At 46.2% G+C, this 15,805-nt stretch carries 12 protein-coding genes and 1 pseudogene; 9 read left to right on the forward strand and 4 right to left on the reverse strand.

Annotated elements, in window-relative coordinates; all coding sequences use genetic code 11:
• Window positions 1–6: 6 nt before the first annotated feature.
• The 3 genes from R7127_RS00295 to R7127_RS00305 all read right to left on the reverse strand — a co-directional run bounded on the left by R7127_RS00295 (window position 7) and on the right by R7127_RS00305 (window position 4,802).
• Entirely contained in the window at window positions 7–1,368 is a 1,362-nt protein-coding gene (locus tag R7127_RS00295) for a MotA/TolQ/ExbB proton channel family protein (RefSeq protein ID WP_318141895.1), read from the reverse strand.
• 3 nt (window positions 1,369–1,371) lie between these two features.
• Window positions 1,372–2,136 (reverse strand): DUF3450 domain-containing protein, encoded by a 765-nt coding sequence (locus tag R7127_RS00300; protein WP_006741812.1) that lies wholly within the window; start codon window positions 2,134–2,136, stop codon window positions 1,372–1,374.
• 65 nt (window positions 2,137–2,201) lie between these two features.
• Window positions 2,202–4,802, reverse strand: coding sequence for a TonB-dependent receptor plug domain-containing protein (locus tag R7127_RS00305; protein ID WP_048624621.1), 2,601 nt, complete (start codon window positions 4,800–4,802; stop codon window positions 2,202–2,204).
• A gap of 820 nt (window positions 4,803–5,622) precedes the next feature.
• On the opposite strand from R7127_RS00305, the gene R7127_RS00310 reads away from it, so the two are divergent.
• The 7 genes and pseudogenes from R7127_RS00310 to R7127_RS00340 form a co-directional block, all read left to right on the forward strand.
• The gene (locus tag R7127_RS00310; RefSeq protein WP_065646536.1) at window positions 5,623–6,648 is read left to right on the forward strand and encodes an ABC transporter permease subunit; all 1,026 of its coding nucleotides are present in this window, start codon (window positions 5,623–5,625) and stop codon (window positions 6,646–6,648) included.
• Between the two features lies 1 nt (window position 6,649).
• The gene (locus R7127_RS00315) at window positions 6,650–7,693 is read left to right on the forward strand and encodes an ABC transporter permease (RefSeq protein WP_318148272.1); all 1,044 of its coding nucleotides are present in this window, start codon (window positions 6,650–6,652) and stop codon (window positions 7,691–7,693) included.
• 38 nt (window positions 7,694–7,731) lie between these two features.
• Window positions 7,732–9,558, forward strand: a complete 1,827-nt coding sequence (locus tag R7127_RS00320; RefSeq protein ID WP_318148273.1) for an extracellular solute-binding protein — start codon at window positions 7,732–7,734, stop codon at window positions 9,556–9,558.
• A gap of 9 nt (window positions 9,559–9,567) precedes the next feature.
• On the forward strand, window positions 9,568–10,425 hold the full coding sequence (locus R7127_RS00325; protein WP_005394932.1) for an ABC transporter ATP-binding protein: 858 nt from the start codon (window positions 9,568–9,570) through the stop codon (window positions 10,423–10,425).
• 35 nt (window positions 10,426–10,460) lie between these two features.
• A complete protein-coding gene (locus tag R7127_RS00330) occupies window positions 10,461–11,300 on the forward strand; it encodes an ABC transporter ATP-binding protein (RefSeq protein ID WP_005394930.1) in 840 nt (279 codons plus the stop codon).
• 166 nt (window positions 11,301–11,466) lie between these two features.
• Complete coding sequence (locus R7127_RS00335) at window positions 11,467–11,892, forward strand: phosphate-starvation-inducible protein PsiE (protein ID WP_012841209.1); 426 nt, start codon at window positions 11,467–11,469, stop codon at window positions 11,890–11,892.
• 239 nt (window positions 11,893–12,131) lie between these two features.
• Window positions 12,132–12,218 (forward strand): annotated as a pseudogene (locus R7127_RS00340) (transcription elongation factor GreB); the annotation flags it as partial.
• A 31-nt stretch (window positions 12,219–12,249) separates the two neighbouring features.
• On the opposite strand, the gene R7127_RS00345 reads toward R7127_RS00340, so the two are convergent.
• Complete coding sequence (locus R7127_RS00345; protein WP_318148274.1) at window positions 12,250–12,870, reverse strand: helix-turn-helix transcriptional regulator; 621 nt, start codon at window positions 12,868–12,870, stop codon at window positions 12,250–12,252.
• Between the two features lie 331 nt (window positions 12,871–13,201).
• On the opposite strand from R7127_RS00345, the gene R7127_RS00350 reads away from it, so the two are divergent.
• Both R7127_RS00350 and nhaC read left to right on the forward strand, forming a co-directional pair.
• Window positions 13,202–14,161 (forward strand): ornithine cyclodeaminase family protein, encoded by a 960-nt coding sequence (locus R7127_RS00350; protein WP_318141891.1) that lies wholly within the window; start codon window positions 13,202–13,204, stop codon window positions 14,159–14,161.
• 133 nt (window positions 14,162–14,294) lie between these two features.
• Window positions 14,295–15,779 carry a Na+/H+ antiporter NhaC gene (gene nhaC, locus R7127_RS00355; protein ID WP_318141890.1) on the forward strand — a complete coding sequence of 495 codons (1,485 nt, stop codon included), beginning with the start codon at window positions 14,295–14,297 and terminating at the stop codon, window positions 15,777–15,779.
• The last annotated feature ends 26 nt before the right edge of the window (window positions 15,780–15,805 follow it).

The raw sequence follows: 15,805 nt of genomic DNA on the forward strand, positions 1-15,805 counted from the left end.
GCCTCCTTAGCTTTCGGCTTTATGCAGTTTTTCCTGATAGCGAGCGATGAAGCCTGCACTCTGTTCTTCAAGAGTTTGAACCAAACGACGACCTTTGCTGTGTACGATGGTGTAAAGGAACAGCAATGGAATTGCGACAACCAGACCTAGCATAGTGGTAACAAGAGCTTCAGAAATACCGCCAGCCATCAGTTTAGGATCGCCGGTACCGAACAGAGTAATGGCTTGGAATGTGCCGATCATACCCATTACCGTACCCAGTAGACCAAGTAGAGGAGCTACAGAAGCAAAAAGCTTGATTGAGCTGATGAAGCGCTCAATGCTTGGAGCATTACGTAGAATGATTTCGTCCAGCTTCGCTTCCAGATCTTCAAGGTTGTCACCTTTGTGCTCTTGGTAAGCTTGGATAACTTCACCCAATGGGTTGCCAGGAATCACGGTTTCTGATTTCGCTTGCTTACGCATTTTACCGCCAATCACTTGAAGGCGTAGGAAGCAAACAAGAGCAATGATAGCGCCAACTGCACCCATACCAAGGATGACGTAACCTACAATGCCACCTTGATCAATACGTTCTTGAACGGTAGGGCTTTGTACAAGTAGAGACAGAATTACACCACGGGATGGGTCAATAAACAGTGGCTCATAGCTGTTTGACGCTGACTCAAATCCTGCAACATGACGTGTAATATTGGTGCGAGGCTGTCGAGAGAGTTCTTCGAACTTACCTGTTTGAGGTACATAAGTAACGTACTTACCATCGGCAATCGCGTTAAACTCACCGACAAGAGTGACATCGCGAACCGCTTCTTTACCTTCGCCATAAACAACCGTTGCTTGGGTTGTTGCTGTCTCGCCTGAGGCAACCACTTGTTGAAGAATGGTATGCCAGAATGCTTCTAGCTCTTGTGTTGACGGCAGTTCTTTACTTTCAGCCAGTTTCGTTAGTAGAGCGTCACGCTCTGGGAACTGAACAGCGTTTTGAGAGGCTGCAAATAAGCCCTTAAACTCTCCCGCATACTGGCGGACCACACCAAACATTTCGCCCAAAGTACCAGAGCGAACACGTAAGGTTTCTGTTAGTTCAGTCAGCTGCTTATCGTTTTCATCAAATGTCGCTTTAAGTTGATCGCCCAGTGCTTGCTGTGCAGCTAGCTCTTCGCGAGCTTGTTGCAATAATGCCGCTTGCTTATCGCGATTGTTCTTGAACTCAGCTTCACGGGCTTTGTTCTCTTTCGACTCAACGATGCTTTCTGATTTTACGTTTTTAAGTAGTTCAGATAAGCTTTTAGGCGCTTCTGCTTGTACGCCAGAAACCATAAATAAGCTTGCTAGTAGGCCAGCGGCTAGAGTTTTGAATCCTTTCATCTCTTATTCCTCCCCAGCAAATACAGGCAGTTTGATTAGCGCTGGTGGCGCTTGCTTCTTCGCGATACGAAGGCCTTGCTGTACCGCGATGCGGTAGCTTTCTGGTAATGTTTCCCATTGACGTGTTTGTTGGTTCCACATACCTGTCTCACCACCGTCTGGAGATTGGAATAGAAGTGCTGTGCGACCAATACGTAGGAAATCGTAAGTCACGATTTCACCATTTCGGTCTAGGCTAGCTTTGTAAGATTCGATTGAGCGAGAGAAGCCTTCTTCAATTTGGTACGCTTCCATCACTTTACGGAATTTCTCTGAAGTTGTTACGTCGGCGCGATCCATGAGACGACGCAGTTCTTGAACTCGCTTATTACGCTCTTTTTTCTGGAAAGGCAGATCGAGAGTCACAAATTCGTCGAGTGCATCGATCATTTTTAATGTAAGTGGCACCACTTCTGTTGCCGTTTGATCGATTTGAGCAATTTGGTTATTTAATGAGTCCAACTCGCCTTGCTGCGATTGAACCATACGGTTAATTTGCTCGTTGTAGACTTTCATACTGTCGATTTGACGAAGTAAGCCTTTGTATTCTGCCAACATGCCTTCAGTGCTTTCGGCATAGTTGTCGATTTTTTGTTGCGAAGCTTCTGAAGATTGATTTGCTTTTGCTTGTGTGGAAACGACAGCACCAGAGTTGGCCGCTACAGAGCTACTACTGATAGTAAGCAATGCTGCAGCTATGGCACTGAGACCAAATTCCTTGAATTTCATGGTTGCATCCTTGTCAGTGTTTTAGTCAGTCGAAAAGGGCGCGGAAAACCCGCGCCAAATATTTTTTAGAAGTCGTATGATGCCTCGATGTAAAGCTGACGGCCGATTGGATCGTCATATCCAGTTGCATAGAATGGAGAGGTATCATTTAGAGGATCGGCAGGCGGTACCTTGTCAAACATGTTGATAGCACCAAGAGTTACACGACCACTCTCGTTGAATTGGTAAGAAGCCGTTAGGTTCCATGTTGTCATGCTAGCGATTTCTGCTTTGTAACCAGCTTTCTTAGCAGAGTCACAGTCATCAAAGTAGTAACGGTTCGCATAGCTTGAACACATACGGTCACGGTATTTACCAAATAGGTTGATAGCGACATCTTCGTATGCCCAGCCAAGGTTTAACGTTGCGGTGTATTCAGGCATGAAATCTCTTTCATCTGTTACTGGCTCACTGTCGTTTTCTTGATATTCAGCAATCAAGATCTTAGTTACAGCTACGCGCGTATTGAATGAACCGAACTCATTAGTGTCGTAAGCATATTTCACAGCAAGGTCAACACCAGAACGCTCTTCATATGACTGGTTGACTGGGCCGTAAGATACGGACTTGATTGTACCGTCTGTATTACGAACTACTTCTGTGCCTGGGTATTTACCTGGATCGTTAATTACGTCTTGGTAAGTTGGTGCTGTTACGACGTCTTCCATCTTGATGTGGTACCAGTCAACGGTTACGCCAAGGTCATCCACAGGTTCCCAAGCTAGACCCAAGTTAATGTTTGTACTTGTTTCTTCTTTCAGCTCAGAGTTAGGGCCGTTAAGCGTATCGAAGTATTGAGTATCACACTCTGGGTACTTATCTTTATCTTGTGGGCCGCTACCACCAGCGTTGGCACAAAGCACAGGGTCAAAACCAGAACCAAAGCCTCGAGTTTGATCACCAAATAGTCGTTTCAAGTCAGGAGCTCGGAAACCTAGACCGTAGCTACCACGAAGCAATAGAGTGTCAGTAGGACGGTATGCTAGTGCTACTTTAGGAGTGAAGGCTCCGCCTGTTGCCGAGTCGTCGAAGTAGTGGTCATAACGACCAGCGACAGTCATTTCCAAATCTTCAATGATAGGAATTAGGGCTTCGACACCAAGACCAATCTGATCACGGTCACCGCCACCTGATGTTCCGCCTAGACCAGAGAAACCACCAGCCGCTGTTGTCGCATCAATCGTTTCGTTGTAGTCAGTACGGTTCCATTCACCATAAACAGCAAAGCCAGACATACCAGCAGGCAGTTCAACCAAATCACCGGCCAGTGAGCCGTTAACAGAGTAAAGCTTTGAGTAGGCTTCTTTGCTTGACGTGCCGCTGTATTTGTTTACAACGTCTTGAGAGATAGGCCCTAGAAGATCGACATCGCCATTTTGTACGGCTTGATCAAGAGTTAGGAAGATTGCTGGGTTGCTTGTTTCAACGCTTTGCTCAGAGTAACCAGCTGATAGGTCCCAATCATACGCATCAGCAAGCAGGCCGTTCAAGCCTAAGGTTAAGCCAAAAGAATCGGCTTCAGTGTTACTTTCGCGTGGGCCAAATTCGACCATACGGCGAGTGTATTCACCTTCACCGCGGAAGTGAGTGGCATCAACTTCTACGCTGTAAGGGTTAGGTTCGAATTCAGATTCTGTAGACTTGTAGCCAAAACGGGCTTCTGCCATGGCAGTGACATTGTCGTTAATGTCCATTTCACCACGTAAAAGCAGGTCTACTTGTTTATTTTCTGGTTTCAACGTTCGGTATGCAGAGCGGTTAACACCACACTTGCCATCCGCTCGTTCAATAGCGGCATCACCAACGACTTCTTTACATGAAGAACCAGCATCAGCTGGTGTTAGAAGTGTTCCGTTTGCGCCTTCAAAGTTTGCACCGTAGCTAGAGTAACCACTTAGCTGAGAACGGCTAGAACCGTCATCGCCAGCCCAATCATCTCGGTCAGATTGCTTAAGCATTTCGTTGCCCGCAAATTGGCCAACGAAGAGAATACGTTTATCGTCAAAATCTTTACCGGCAACAACGTCTAAACGGCCATTTTGGTAGCCACCATCTGTTGCGTCACCCGCACGTACTTTTACAGAAACGCCATCAAAGTCTTTCTTTAAAATGAAGTTTACGACACCGCCGATCGCGTCGGAGCCGTAGATAGCGGAACCTGAATCAGTCATTACTTCAACACGCTCGATAGCGGCAACAGGGATTTGACCAATGTCTTGGAAGTTAGATGTGCCATCTTGAGCCAGTGGGTATTGAGGAAGGCGACGACCATCGATAAGAATCAATGTGCGTGAAGCGCCAAGACCACGTAAGTTGACTGACTGTGCTGCAGGTGTGAATGAGAAAGAGTTCGTTTGAGCCATTACACCACCGGTGTTTTGAGTCAAACTGTTCAACACGTCTTGCGCGCTGTTAAAACCTTTAGATTCAATATCTTTACTATTAATAACAGTAACTGGTGAAGGACCTTCCATATCCGTCGTGGAGATACGCGAACCAGTAACTTTCATCTTTTGAAGTTTTTCAACTTGTTGCTCTTCTGCCAGTGCTGTTGCTGGGGCTACGACTGCTGCTGTCCCCAACGCAAGGCTTATCGCAACAGATAAAGCGGTTGTGTTTTTATACATCCTTGTTGCTCCGATTATTATTATTTCCTATGTCTGGCCGCATAGCGGCCAATTGTGACGTTAATATTTCGTTAACGTTCGGCCAATGTATAACCGAGATGAAAAAAGGAAGTCAAACCAGTGGTAAACGGGGATGCTTAAATGTAAAAAAGATGTAAATAACCAGGGTTGGTTTAAAACGCGGAATAAAAAACTAAATAGCCTTACCAAGGCGACATCAAATTTCAATAAAACACCGTATTTTGTGTTTCTTATAAACTTTAATGACTTATCTTGCCTATGGTTTTTTAGTGGGTAATTGAATCTGAAAAAAGATATTTTTCCAGTGAATTGTTCTGAGATGAGTTTTATATCGAATCCATACTTTGGTGACTCGAACTTATAGGGTGGTATCAAAATATGATACCCATTGCTGTAAAAGGGCTCACTCGTATTTTTAGGTCAAATATACATGTGGTGGATATGTCTATTTATTCCATGTATTTGCATTTTTATGTAGGGTTTTGGCTCTAAACAGCCTAGATTGATATTCTGTGTGAATTATTTTTGTGGTTTTTTATAATTTTTTACAAAAACATTTCTGTTTTTCGACTTCGGAGGAAGTTTGTCATGTTTTGGTTTCAAACACTTGAAGCTGATGTGGATTCAAGATAAATATGACGCTGAAATTATTGCAGTAGTAGAAAAGTCTGGTTCTTGAAACGCAGGGAGTGTGTTTCAACAGTTTTAGTTACTACGAGATAAATATGCACCACTTTGGGCGGGGAACTTCCTCTTTCACTCCGCCTGAATTGGACAGTAGACAAGGAGCAAGTTGTATATGCTGTCGTACTTTTTACGCCGTTTGGCGTTGGTGATACCAACGTTTCTCGGGATAACTATTCTTATCTTTGCTATCACTCGTTTCGTGCCGGGCGGACCTGTTGAACGCATGTTGTCACAAATGCAGTCTCAAGGGGATGGTGCCGCATCAATGACGTCTGCTGGTGGCAATACCGCCCTTTCTGATGATCAAATCGCTGAGCTAAATGCGTTTTACGGTCTAGATAAGCCAGTGACAGAAGCGTATGTGGAGTGGCTAAGTCGCTTGATCGTGCTAGACCTTGGTGAGTCAACACGTTACTACGAACCTGTCTCTGACATGATTGCAGAGCGTTTACCTGTGTCGTTATTTTATGGCGGCATGACCTTTTTTATCAGTTATTTTATCTCGATCCCTCTTGGTTATTACAAGGCGCTCAAGCACGGCTCTGTGTTTGATTCCGCTTCTTCAATACTCATCTTTGTGGGCTATGCCTTGCCTGGCTATGTGGTGGGTGTATTGCTCATCACGCTATTTAGTTATCACTTGGAATGGTTTCCGATGGGAGGCTTTGTCGGCGATGACTTCGACGATTACGAAACTTTCTTTGAACGCGCCAAGGACATCATGTGGCACGCGGTGTTGCCTTTAATCTGTTACCTCATTGGCGACTTTGCAACACTGACAATGACGATGAAAAACAACCTGATGGAAAACCTTTCTTCAGACTATATCCGTACAGCTATCGCGAAGGGCTTACCTTTCAAAAAGGCGGTTCGTAAGCACGCGTTGCGTAACAGCTTAATTCCAATCGCGAGTCACTTTGGTAACTCTTTGTTGTTCTTCATGACCGGTGCCTTCCTGATTGAAGTTATCTTCAATATTGATGGCATTGGTTTATTGGGTTACGAATCAATCATGGAGCGTGATTACCCTGTTGTTATGGGTATTGTCGCCATTAATGCGCTGTTGCTGCTCATTGGTAACATTATTTCAGATATTTGTGTTGCTTTAGTCGACCCACGTGTGAAGTTTGGAGCGTAACATGATTAAAGTTAGTCCATTAACTCAAAAGAAAATTCGCCACTTTAAAGAGATCAAACGAGGTTATTGGTCGTTTGTCATTCTCTCAATCATGTTGATCCTGTCGCTCTTTGCTGAACTTCTGATTAATAGTAAAGCGCTAGTCTTCAAGTACGATGGTAGCTACTATTTTCCTGTTGTCAGTGATGTCCGTTTAGGCAGTGAATTCGGCCAAGAGTCATCCAGCGAAGCGGATTATCGCGTACTGCAAAAAGCGTTTGAGGCCGAAGGGAGCGACAACTTTGTTATTTTGCCGCTTGTGCCATGGAACCCATATGAACAGGATTTTAGTGGTGATTTCCCGCCAACAGCGCCTAGTGCCGAAAACAAGCATTATTTAGGTACAGATGTGATAGGTCGCGATATTTTGGCACGACTTGTTTACGGATTCAGAACGGCAATGGGATTTGCGTTGCTCACCATGGCAATTTCCTACGCGATCGGTACCGCAGTTGGTTGTGCTATGGGTTTTTGGGGCGGTAAATTTGACTTGTTTGTACAGCGACTTATCGAAATCTGGTCAATGGTGCCGTTTTTGTACGTCATTATGATTCTTGTCTCAATCGTTCAACCGACGTTCGCTCTCTTTGTCGCTATTAACGTGCTTTTCACCTGGATGGGTATGACATGGTACATGCGGACCATGACTTATAAAGAAGCGGCACGAGAATACGTAATGGCGGCACGTGCTTTAGGGGCATCGACGGGACGTATTTTGTTTAATCACATCCTACCGAATACGATGGTGATGATCGTGACATTGGCGCCGTTCACTATTGCAGCAAACATCACTGCGCTGACCGCTTTGGATTATCTAGGTTTAGGTCTGATGCCACCAACGCCAAGTTGGGGGGAACTGCTACAACAAGGTAAATCTAACCTAGACTCGCCATGGATTGTTGCCTCAGTGGTGACGTCAATTGTACTCGTGTTGGTAATGGTGACCTTTATTGGTGAAGCCATTCGAGCGGCCTTCGACCCGAAAAAATTCACACGCTATGTTTAAGCGAGCATTGTGAGCAAAACATAAAAAAGGGAAGTTTTATGAAGAAATTATTTTTAGCGTCCACGCTGAGCGCCCTGAGTTTTGGTGCAATGCCAGCAACGCTTCCGACTGACTTAAACTGGCAAACAAACTGGGATGAGCCTCAATATGGTTCGCCTGAAGCGAAACGTGGAGGGACCTATCGCACCTTCATGTCAAGTTTTCCACAGACGTTACGTAGTGTTGGCCCAGACGCCAATGCGGGGTTGCGTTCCTTTATCTTGGATGAAACCCCTGGATTGGTGGTTCGCCACCCAGACACTTTAGAGTTCATCCCTGAACTTGCTAATGAGTGGGCGTTAGCTGGCGACAATAAAACCGTTTATTTCAAACTCAACCCAGAAGCTAAATGGTCGGACGGCAAGCCTGTGACTGCCGACGATTTTGTATTCATGCTTAAGTTTTATCGTTCTAAGGATATCCTAGAACCTTGGTACAACGATTATTACAACAAAACCATTGCGGATGTTATTAAGTACGACGCTTATACGTTTGCTGTTAAGGCCGCGAAAGAGTTCAATCCGGAAGAATTGTTGCTAAGAATGGGGGCTTTACGCCCACGTCCCGCACACTTTTATGCCAACCCTTCAAAGGATGAAAATGGTGATGGTATTCACGACAACTTTGTCCGTTACTACAACTTTAAGAGTGAACCAACGACCAGTGCGTACTACCTAGATGATATCAAAAAAGGTAGAAGTGTGACTTTCAAACATGTTGGCGAAGATTGGTGGGGTTACAGCAATAAGTACTACCAAAATCGCTACAATGTCGACAAGATTCGCATCACGGTGATCCGCGATAGCGATATTGCGATGAAGCATTTTGAAAAGGGTAAGTTGGATGCATTTGGTCTGGTTCTGCCAAGTCTATGGCACGATAAATCGAACACAGAACCGTACCAAAAAGGCTACATTCAAAAGTTCTGGGGTTACAACCAATTTCCAGTCGGTGCGGGCGGCGTATGGATGAACACCGCGATGCCTTTACTGGATGATTTAAACGTTCGCAAGGGCATTACTTACGCAATTGATTTTGATGGCATGATTGAGAACATCATGCGTGGTGACTACTCCCGTAAGCCAAACCCGACGGGTTATGGCCATGGTAAATACACCCTACCAGACGCGAAAGCACCGAAATTTGACCCCGCAAAAGCGGCCGAGGCATTCGAAGCCGCAGGCTTTAACAAAATTGGTTCCGATGGTATTCGTGTCAATGATAAAGGTGAGCGCTTAAGCTTCGAGCTGACCTACGGAACACCTGTTCATACTCCTCGTATTGCCTTTTTGCGTGAGCAAGCCAAGCTAGCAGGGCTGGATATTGAGCTCAAGTTGGTTGATGGCTCATCCATGTTCAAATACGTACGTGAGAAAAAGCACGATTTGGCTTTCTTAGATATGGGTACGTCCGAGATCCCAACGTATTGGGAGTACTTCCATTCAGTCAATGCGAACAAGCCGCAAACTAACTCTTTCACAAACTACAGCACGCCAGAGCTGGATGAAAAGATCATCGAGTATCGTTTTAGCATGGATATGGATAAAAAGATCCAGCTAGGTCATGAGATTCAGCGTGACATCATTGATGCGCACGTTATCGTAACAGGCTACATGATTCCTTATGTCCGCTACGGTCACTGGCGCTGGCTAAAGTTTCCTGATAAGCCAATGAATCGCATGACAGAGGCGTTGTTTAGTGGTGGCATCATAGGGGATGGCACTTACTGGATTGATAGCGATATCAAGAAAGAAACCAAACAAGCGATGAAATCAGGCAAAGCTTTTGAACCTGTCGTCGTCGTAGATGACACTTATAAGCTGTAAGGATTGGTTATGGAAAACGATGTAATCCTAAGTGTTAAAGATCTCGAAGTTGAATTCACCACCGATGATGGACCAGTGAAGGTGCTGCATGGTGTGAACTTTGATGTGAGAGCTGGACGTACACTCGGTCTGGTGGGAGAGTCAGGCAGTGGTAAGAGCGTAACCTCAATGTCGATCATGGGGCTTTTACCTAAGCCATATGGCAACATCATCAAAGGTGAAGTGAATTATCGCGGCACCAACCTAGTTGATTTGCCTGCGGAAGAGATGTACGCCATGCGTGGCGATCGCATTTCGATCATCTTCCAAGATCCGATGACGGCGCTCAATCCAGTACACACTATTGGTCGTCAAATATGTGAAGTGCTTGAACTCCATCGACCAGAGCTCGACAAAAAGGAGCGGGAGGCTTTCTCGATTGAGATGCTGGCAAAAGTCAAAATCCCAATGCCAGAGAAGCGATTGAATGAGTATCCCCATAACCTATCTGGCGGTATGCGCCAGCGTGTCATGATCGCGATGGCGTTGGCCTGTAAGCCGGACATTCTGATTTGTGATGAACCGACTACAGCGTTGGATGTTACGGTTCAGGCGTCTATCCTTGAACTGATGAATGAGCTTCAGGAAGAAACAGGCATGGCGATGATCTTCATTACTCACGACCTCGGGGTTGTGGCTGAAGTGTGTGATGATGTTGCCGTGATGTATGGTGGGCGTATTGTCGAAAAAGCAGAAATTTTTGAGTTGTTTGATAACCCACAGCACCCATATACGGAGCGTTTGATGGGGTTGATGCCGAGCTTAGATAATGAGCCGAAGCAGATGATCGATATCAAGCCTATTGATGCAAGTATGTTTGCCAGTTAACTGGGCAAAGTGAACGAGTCATAAAAGAGGATGTTATGGCAAAAGAAGTATTAAGAATTGAAAATCTTAAGCAGCACTTTGTTTCTGGTAAAGGGCTGTTCAAGAAAGGCTACACCATCAAAGCGGTAGACGGGGTTTCACTGTCTGTTTCTGAAGGTGAAACACTGGGGCTAGTTGGTGAGTCAGGTTGTGGTAAAAGCACCCTTGGTCGCACGATCTTAAAGTTATACGAGCCAACGGAAGGTAAGATTTTCTTTGAAGGTAAAGACATCACTAAACTGTCTGTCAAAGAGATGCGATCGCTGCGTAAAGACATGCAAATCGTCTTTCAAGACCCAATGGAATCACTCAATCAGCGTCATACCATCGGTATGATTCTAGAAGAGCCGTTTGTTATTCATAAAATCGGTACGCCAGCCGAGCGCAAACAGTGGGTAAAAGAGCTTTTAATCAAAGTGGGCTTGCCAGAAACGGCAGTCAACCGCTATCCACATGAGTTTTCAGGCGGCCAACGTCAGCGTATCGGTATTGCTCGTGCGATTGCATTGAAGCCTAAATTACTGATTTGTGACGAATCGGTATCTGCGCTAGATGTATCGGTACAGGCACAAATCTTGAACCTATTACTACAACTGCAACAAGAGATGAACTTGGCGATCATCTTTATCTCTCACGATCTCTCTGTGGTGAAACACGTTTCAGACAAAGTTGCCGTGATGTATTTTGGTAAAGTGGTAGAAGCAGGCAGCGCGAAAGAAATTTATGCAAACCCGCAAAATGAGTACACTAAGAAACTCCTATCTGCGATTCCGATCACCCACCCTAAATATCGGAAGAAAAAGCGCCTGGCTGAAAAAAAGCAGCAAGTGGCGTAAGTGATGCCACAGGTCCTATAACACAAAAACGCTCCGCCAAATAAGCGGAGCGTTTTTATAGGCCTATGTTAGGTCTTGGTGTTGATTGGCGCTTGAGTATTATGATTGATTGAAGATCGTTGCATGCTAAACTCAAGGCCTATCTTCTTTGTCTGGATAATGGACCATGCCGTCGAATTTACCGAAATCCTTTAGTCGACCGTTCCTGAAAATCTTCCATATTTTGGAGGCGGTATTACTAGTCTCTATTACCTTGGCGACGTTGTACGCCATGATGCAAGAGTTTGTACACGTATTTGTCGAGAAGCGTGTCTTACTCACGGATATTCTTTTGATGTTTATCTATCTGGAAGTGCTCGCCATGGTGCAGCAGTTCGTGATGAACGGTAAAATTCCGGTACGCTATCCTATCTATATCGCGATGATGGCGATCGCCCGCTATATCACACTAGGAATGAAAGAACTGGATGCGGTTTTGGTTGTGTGGTTATCTCTGGCAGCGTTTATCTTAGCTGCGGCAACCTTGCTCATCAGAGTCGGGCATCATTATTGGCCCTACGTTGATAACAGAACCTTGGAAAAAGATGAATAAAAGAAAGCCCCGCACTAGCGGGGCTTTTTTGTTTCAATACTCGATGACTTTTAGATCATTCAATGTTTTGGAACTGTCTTTCTGAGCGTGTGTTTTTATTAAAAAAAACAAAACATTAAGCTTTTTATTCATATTTGAAGACTTTTTGAATCAGTTTGGACACTAGAAAACTGCTTGTTAATGCTGGTGGCCTGTTCATGGATAGATACACAGGGGCAATGCCCATGAGGGGTCTAAGACTAAAAATAGAAGTCGACGATGAGTTTAGCGTCAAAACCCCAGAAGGTTACAAAGAGTGGTTTGTGAACGCCATTCGCTACTCATAAATGAGGTTGCTCAGCCTATGGCGTACTCCGTTTAGCGCGACTTTCGGCGTACGTCACTAGGCGAATGCTGAAAGCTGCGTTTGTAGGCACGAGAAAAACTCGACAGCTGCGCAAACCCGACTTCGGCGGCGAGCTCTGTCATAGGCATATGGCTGTTACGCAGCAAAAATTGTGCTTTTTGCATGCGTCGCTGCATCACGTATTTTTGTGGTGTCACTCCAAACTGCCTTTGGCATAAGCAGTAAAAATGGCTTTCACTGAGGTGCATGGCCTGAGCTAGCTGAGCATTGGTTAACGCCGTTGAGATGTTTTGATCGATATACGTATTCAAATGGCTGGCTTCTAAGCGACGATGCGGGGCTGGTGAGGTGACACTGGATGACATTTGCCCAAGCTGCGTTAAAAATAATGACACGAGCTGGCAGTTTATCTGTGGTGACATTTGCCCCTGACTGACTTTCTGCGCAGCAAAATCCAGCAATATCTGACTTTCTGTACCCAAGTCTAGGAAGTACGGCTGCTGAAATACCGATTCCTTTAATGACAAGTTACACGCTTGTTCCAGCGCTTGGATGTAAGGGTCAGCCGGCGCTAAGTCGATGACTAATAACTCACTATCTTCACTTAAGCCATTATAAAAATGGGGGGGCATTATCGGGCACTATCGCCACTGTGCCATGGCCTATATTTCCACTTTCGCGTTCAAACTCGCACGCCATTGTGCCTCGCCAGCCTAACAATACCTGAGCGTAGCTGTGCAGGTGTTGGCCCTGGCGTCTGGCAATAACATTTCTTCTTATCTGAGTTTGATTCACAGTGAGTTTCCTACTTGTATCCGCGCGCTTAGTTTGCCCAATGTAGCTTTTCCTTTCCCAAAGTTTTTCAGTTCCGGAGTCTGGGTTAAATACCGCAGAGTCTCGGACAAATGAATGGCGCTATTAATAGATAAAATAACAATATATTAACAAGGAAGGAAGAATGACATGCAACTTAACCAGCAACAGGTTCGCAACGCACTGGCTTGGCTACCATTGGTCGACGCTTTAAAAGATATTTTTACCCGTGATGTAACGGCGCCTATTCGTCACCATCACACGATGAATGTACCGCAAGACCCTAACGCGACTTTGTTATTAATGCCGGCATGGATTGAAGGCGAGTACTTGGGCGTAAAACAGGTGAATGTCTTTCCGGGGAATTCTGCGCGTAATCAACCTGGACTCAGCAGTCACTATTTACTGAGTTGTGGTCAGACAGGGCAAATGCTGGCTCAGATCGATGGCAATGAGCTCACCGCGCGCAGAACTGCGGCGGCCTCGGCACTGGCTTCTCGTTACCTCTCGCGTGAAACGGCCAGCAAAATGTTGATGGTTGGGGCAGGACGCGTTGCACGACGCCTAGTACCAGCCCATATGAGTGTACGTCCAATTGAAACTGTTCATGTGTGGGATATTAATCCGGCTGCGGCAGAGCAATTGGCGACAGAATTGCGTGATGAGGGCGTTGATGCCATTGCATGCTCCGATGAGCAACTGGAAACGGTCGCGCGCGAAGCCGATCTCATTAGTTGTGCCACGCTTTCAACCGAGCCTCTTATTAAAGGTGAGTGGCTGAAGCCGGGCGCGCACTTAGACTTGGTGGGAAGCTTTACGCCGACAATGCGCGAGACCGACAACGAAGCATTGCAGAGAGCGAATGTATTCGTGGATGTGAAGGCGGCGGCACTGGTTGAAACGGGCGAGTTGATCATGCCTATCCGTGATGGAGCGATTACCGAAGAGAAGATTTTAGCGGACTTTTCGGTGTTGTGTCGTGGCCAACATGCAGGACGTGCAGAGCTCGACGAACCAGAAACGGCGATCACGCTGTTTAAATCGGTTGGCGACTCTCGTGAAGATCTGGCGGGTGCGATTTTGGCTTATCAGTCAGTACAGGGTGCGTAAATCGTAATCAGGCCGACGCATATCTTGGCTTTTCTTTTGCCCTGCTTGCGGCTTTGTTATCCGCTATCAGGCTTTCCATGCGCGCCGCACCTTTCAGGTGCGGTCCCTCGCGACGTGATTTGGAAAAAGACCTATGACTACAAAGAACTCAGATTATACGGCGCCACCACCACTAGGCTTGGCCGTCGTACCGATTATCCTCACCATTGGCTTGTTAGCGACACAGATTTTTTATTATGACGACTTTACTCCACATATCGCGTTAGCGATTGGTTTTGCTATTACCGCGTTAGTTGGCTGGTACCAAGGGCTGCGTTGGCAGGACATCGAATCCGGTGCATTCCGTGTCTTACATGTGGCGATGCCCTCCATTGCAACCCTTATTGTGGTAGGGATGCTGGTAAGTACGTGGATAGCCAGTGGCACCGTGCCAACCCTCATTTATTACGGCTTAGTCTTGATTGAGCCGGAGTGGTTTTTGGCAGCCACCATGCTGTTGTGCTCTTTGGTATCTCTTTCGATTGGTTCGAGCTGGACAACCGTGGGCACGGTCGGCCTGGCGTTGGTTGGAATCGGTTTTGCGTTTGGTATTCCAGCATATTGGACGGCGGGTGCCGTTGTCTCAGGCGCTTTTTTCGGCGACAAGATCTCACCGTTGTCGGATACCACTAACCTTGCTGCCGCCGTAACCGAAACCAATGTATTTGCTCATATTCGCAATATGATGCCGACAACCATTCCAGCTATGCTGATCGCTTTGACGCTGTACTCGATTCTTGGTGGTGTAGTGATGGGGGATGCGACCTCTGACGCTCAACAACAGCTACAACAAATCACCGCGATTCAATCGGGCATGGAGAGTCATTTCTCACTCGGTTTGTTGCCTTTACTGCCGCTCTTTGTGGTGATGCTATTGGCGTTTTACAAAATAGCACCGATCCCAGCCCTGTTTCTTGGCTTTGTTCTTGGCGCTGGTGTCGCGGTTCATAATTACGATTACAACCTGAATGACATTCTCACGTTTGCCCACAGTGGATACAAGATAGAAACCGGATCGGACGCGCTGGATAATTTGCTAAATCGCGGTGGCGTTACCTCTATGACTTGGGTGATCACTTTGATGATGTTTGCGTTGGCATTTGGTGGTGCACTGGAGCGAACTGGGTGTTTGGAGTCGGTCGTGAATGCCGTGATGAAGTCGACACGAGGTTTCAAAGGGTTACAAACGAATGCCATTCTTACTTCCGTTGCGACCAACGCCGTGTCGGGTGATGTGTACCTCTCGATTGCTTTACCTGGGCGTATGTTTGGTCCGCAATATGACAAGTTGGGCTATAGCCGACTCAACCTTTCCAGAGCGATAGAAGAAGGCGGAACCTTAGTCTCGCCATTGATCCCTTGGAATGCGGGTGGTGCATTTGTGATGGGAACCTTGGGGCTGATTGTCGCACCAGGCGATTACAGTGCTTTGTTGTATGCTCCGTTGGCGTTTGCTTGTTGGTTATCACCAGCGATTGGCATTTTATACGCCCAGACAGGGTGGTTCTCAAAGCGTGTGGAGCAAGAGGCGCCGGCAAGCACAGAGCCTGTCTCACCAGCGAGTAGCAGTACCCATTAAACCGTAGCCAATACATTCTTTAGCTA

Source organism: Vibrio sp. 1159 (assembly GCF_033340395.1).
Lineage (GTDB): Bacteria > Pseudomonadota > Gammaproteobacteria > Enterobacterales > Vibrionaceae > Vibrio > Vibrio alginolyticus.

Excerpts from the sequence above, each read along its gene's own strand:
- R7127_RS00315 (WP_318148272.1), top strand. The coding sequence starts at position 6,650 with ATGATTAAAGTTAGTCCATTAACTCAAAAGAAAATTCGCCACTTTAAA.
- R7127_RS00310 (WP_065646536.1), top strand. The coding sequence starts at position 5,623 with ATGCTGTCGTACTTTTTACGCCGTTTGGCGTTGGTGATACCAACGTTT.
- R7127_RS00305 (WP_048624621.1), bottom strand. The coding sequence starts at position 4,802 with ATGTATAAAAACACAACCGCTTTATCTGTTGCGATAAGCCTTGCGTTG.
- nhaC (WP_318141890.1), top strand. The coding sequence starts at position 14,295 with ATGACTACAAAGAACTCAGATTATACGGCGCCACCACCACTAGGCTTG.
- R7127_RS00335 (WP_012841209.1), top strand. The coding sequence starts at position 11,467 with ATGCCGTCGAATTTACCGAAATCCTTTAGTCGACCGTTCCTGAAAATC.
- R7127_RS00345 (WP_318148274.1), bottom strand. The coding sequence starts at position 12,870 with ATGCCCCCCCATTTTTATAATGGCTTAAGTGAAGATAGTGAGTTATTA.
- R7127_RS00300 (WP_006741812.1), bottom strand. The coding sequence starts at position 2,136 with ATGAAATTCAAGGAATTTGGTCTCAGTGCCATAGCTGCAGCATTGCTT.
- R7127_RS00350 (WP_318141891.1), top strand. The coding sequence starts at position 13,202 with ATGCAACTTAACCAGCAACAGGTTCGCAACGCACTGGCTTGGCTACCA.
- R7127_RS00325 (WP_005394932.1), top strand. The coding sequence starts at position 9,568 with ATGGAAAACGATGTAATCCTAAGTGTTAAAGATCTCGAAGTTGAATTC.
- R7127_RS00320 (WP_318148273.1), top strand. The coding sequence starts at position 7,732 with ATGAAGAAATTATTTTTAGCGTCCACGCTGAGCGCCCTGAGTTTTGGT.
- R7127_RS00295 (WP_318141895.1), bottom strand. The coding sequence starts at position 1,368 with ATGAAAGGATTCAAAACTCTAGCCGCTGGCCTACTAGCAAGCTTATTT.
- R7127_RS00330 (WP_005394930.1), top strand. The coding sequence starts at position 10,461 with ATGGCAAAAGAAGTATTAAGAATTGAAAATCTTAAGCAGCACTTTGTT.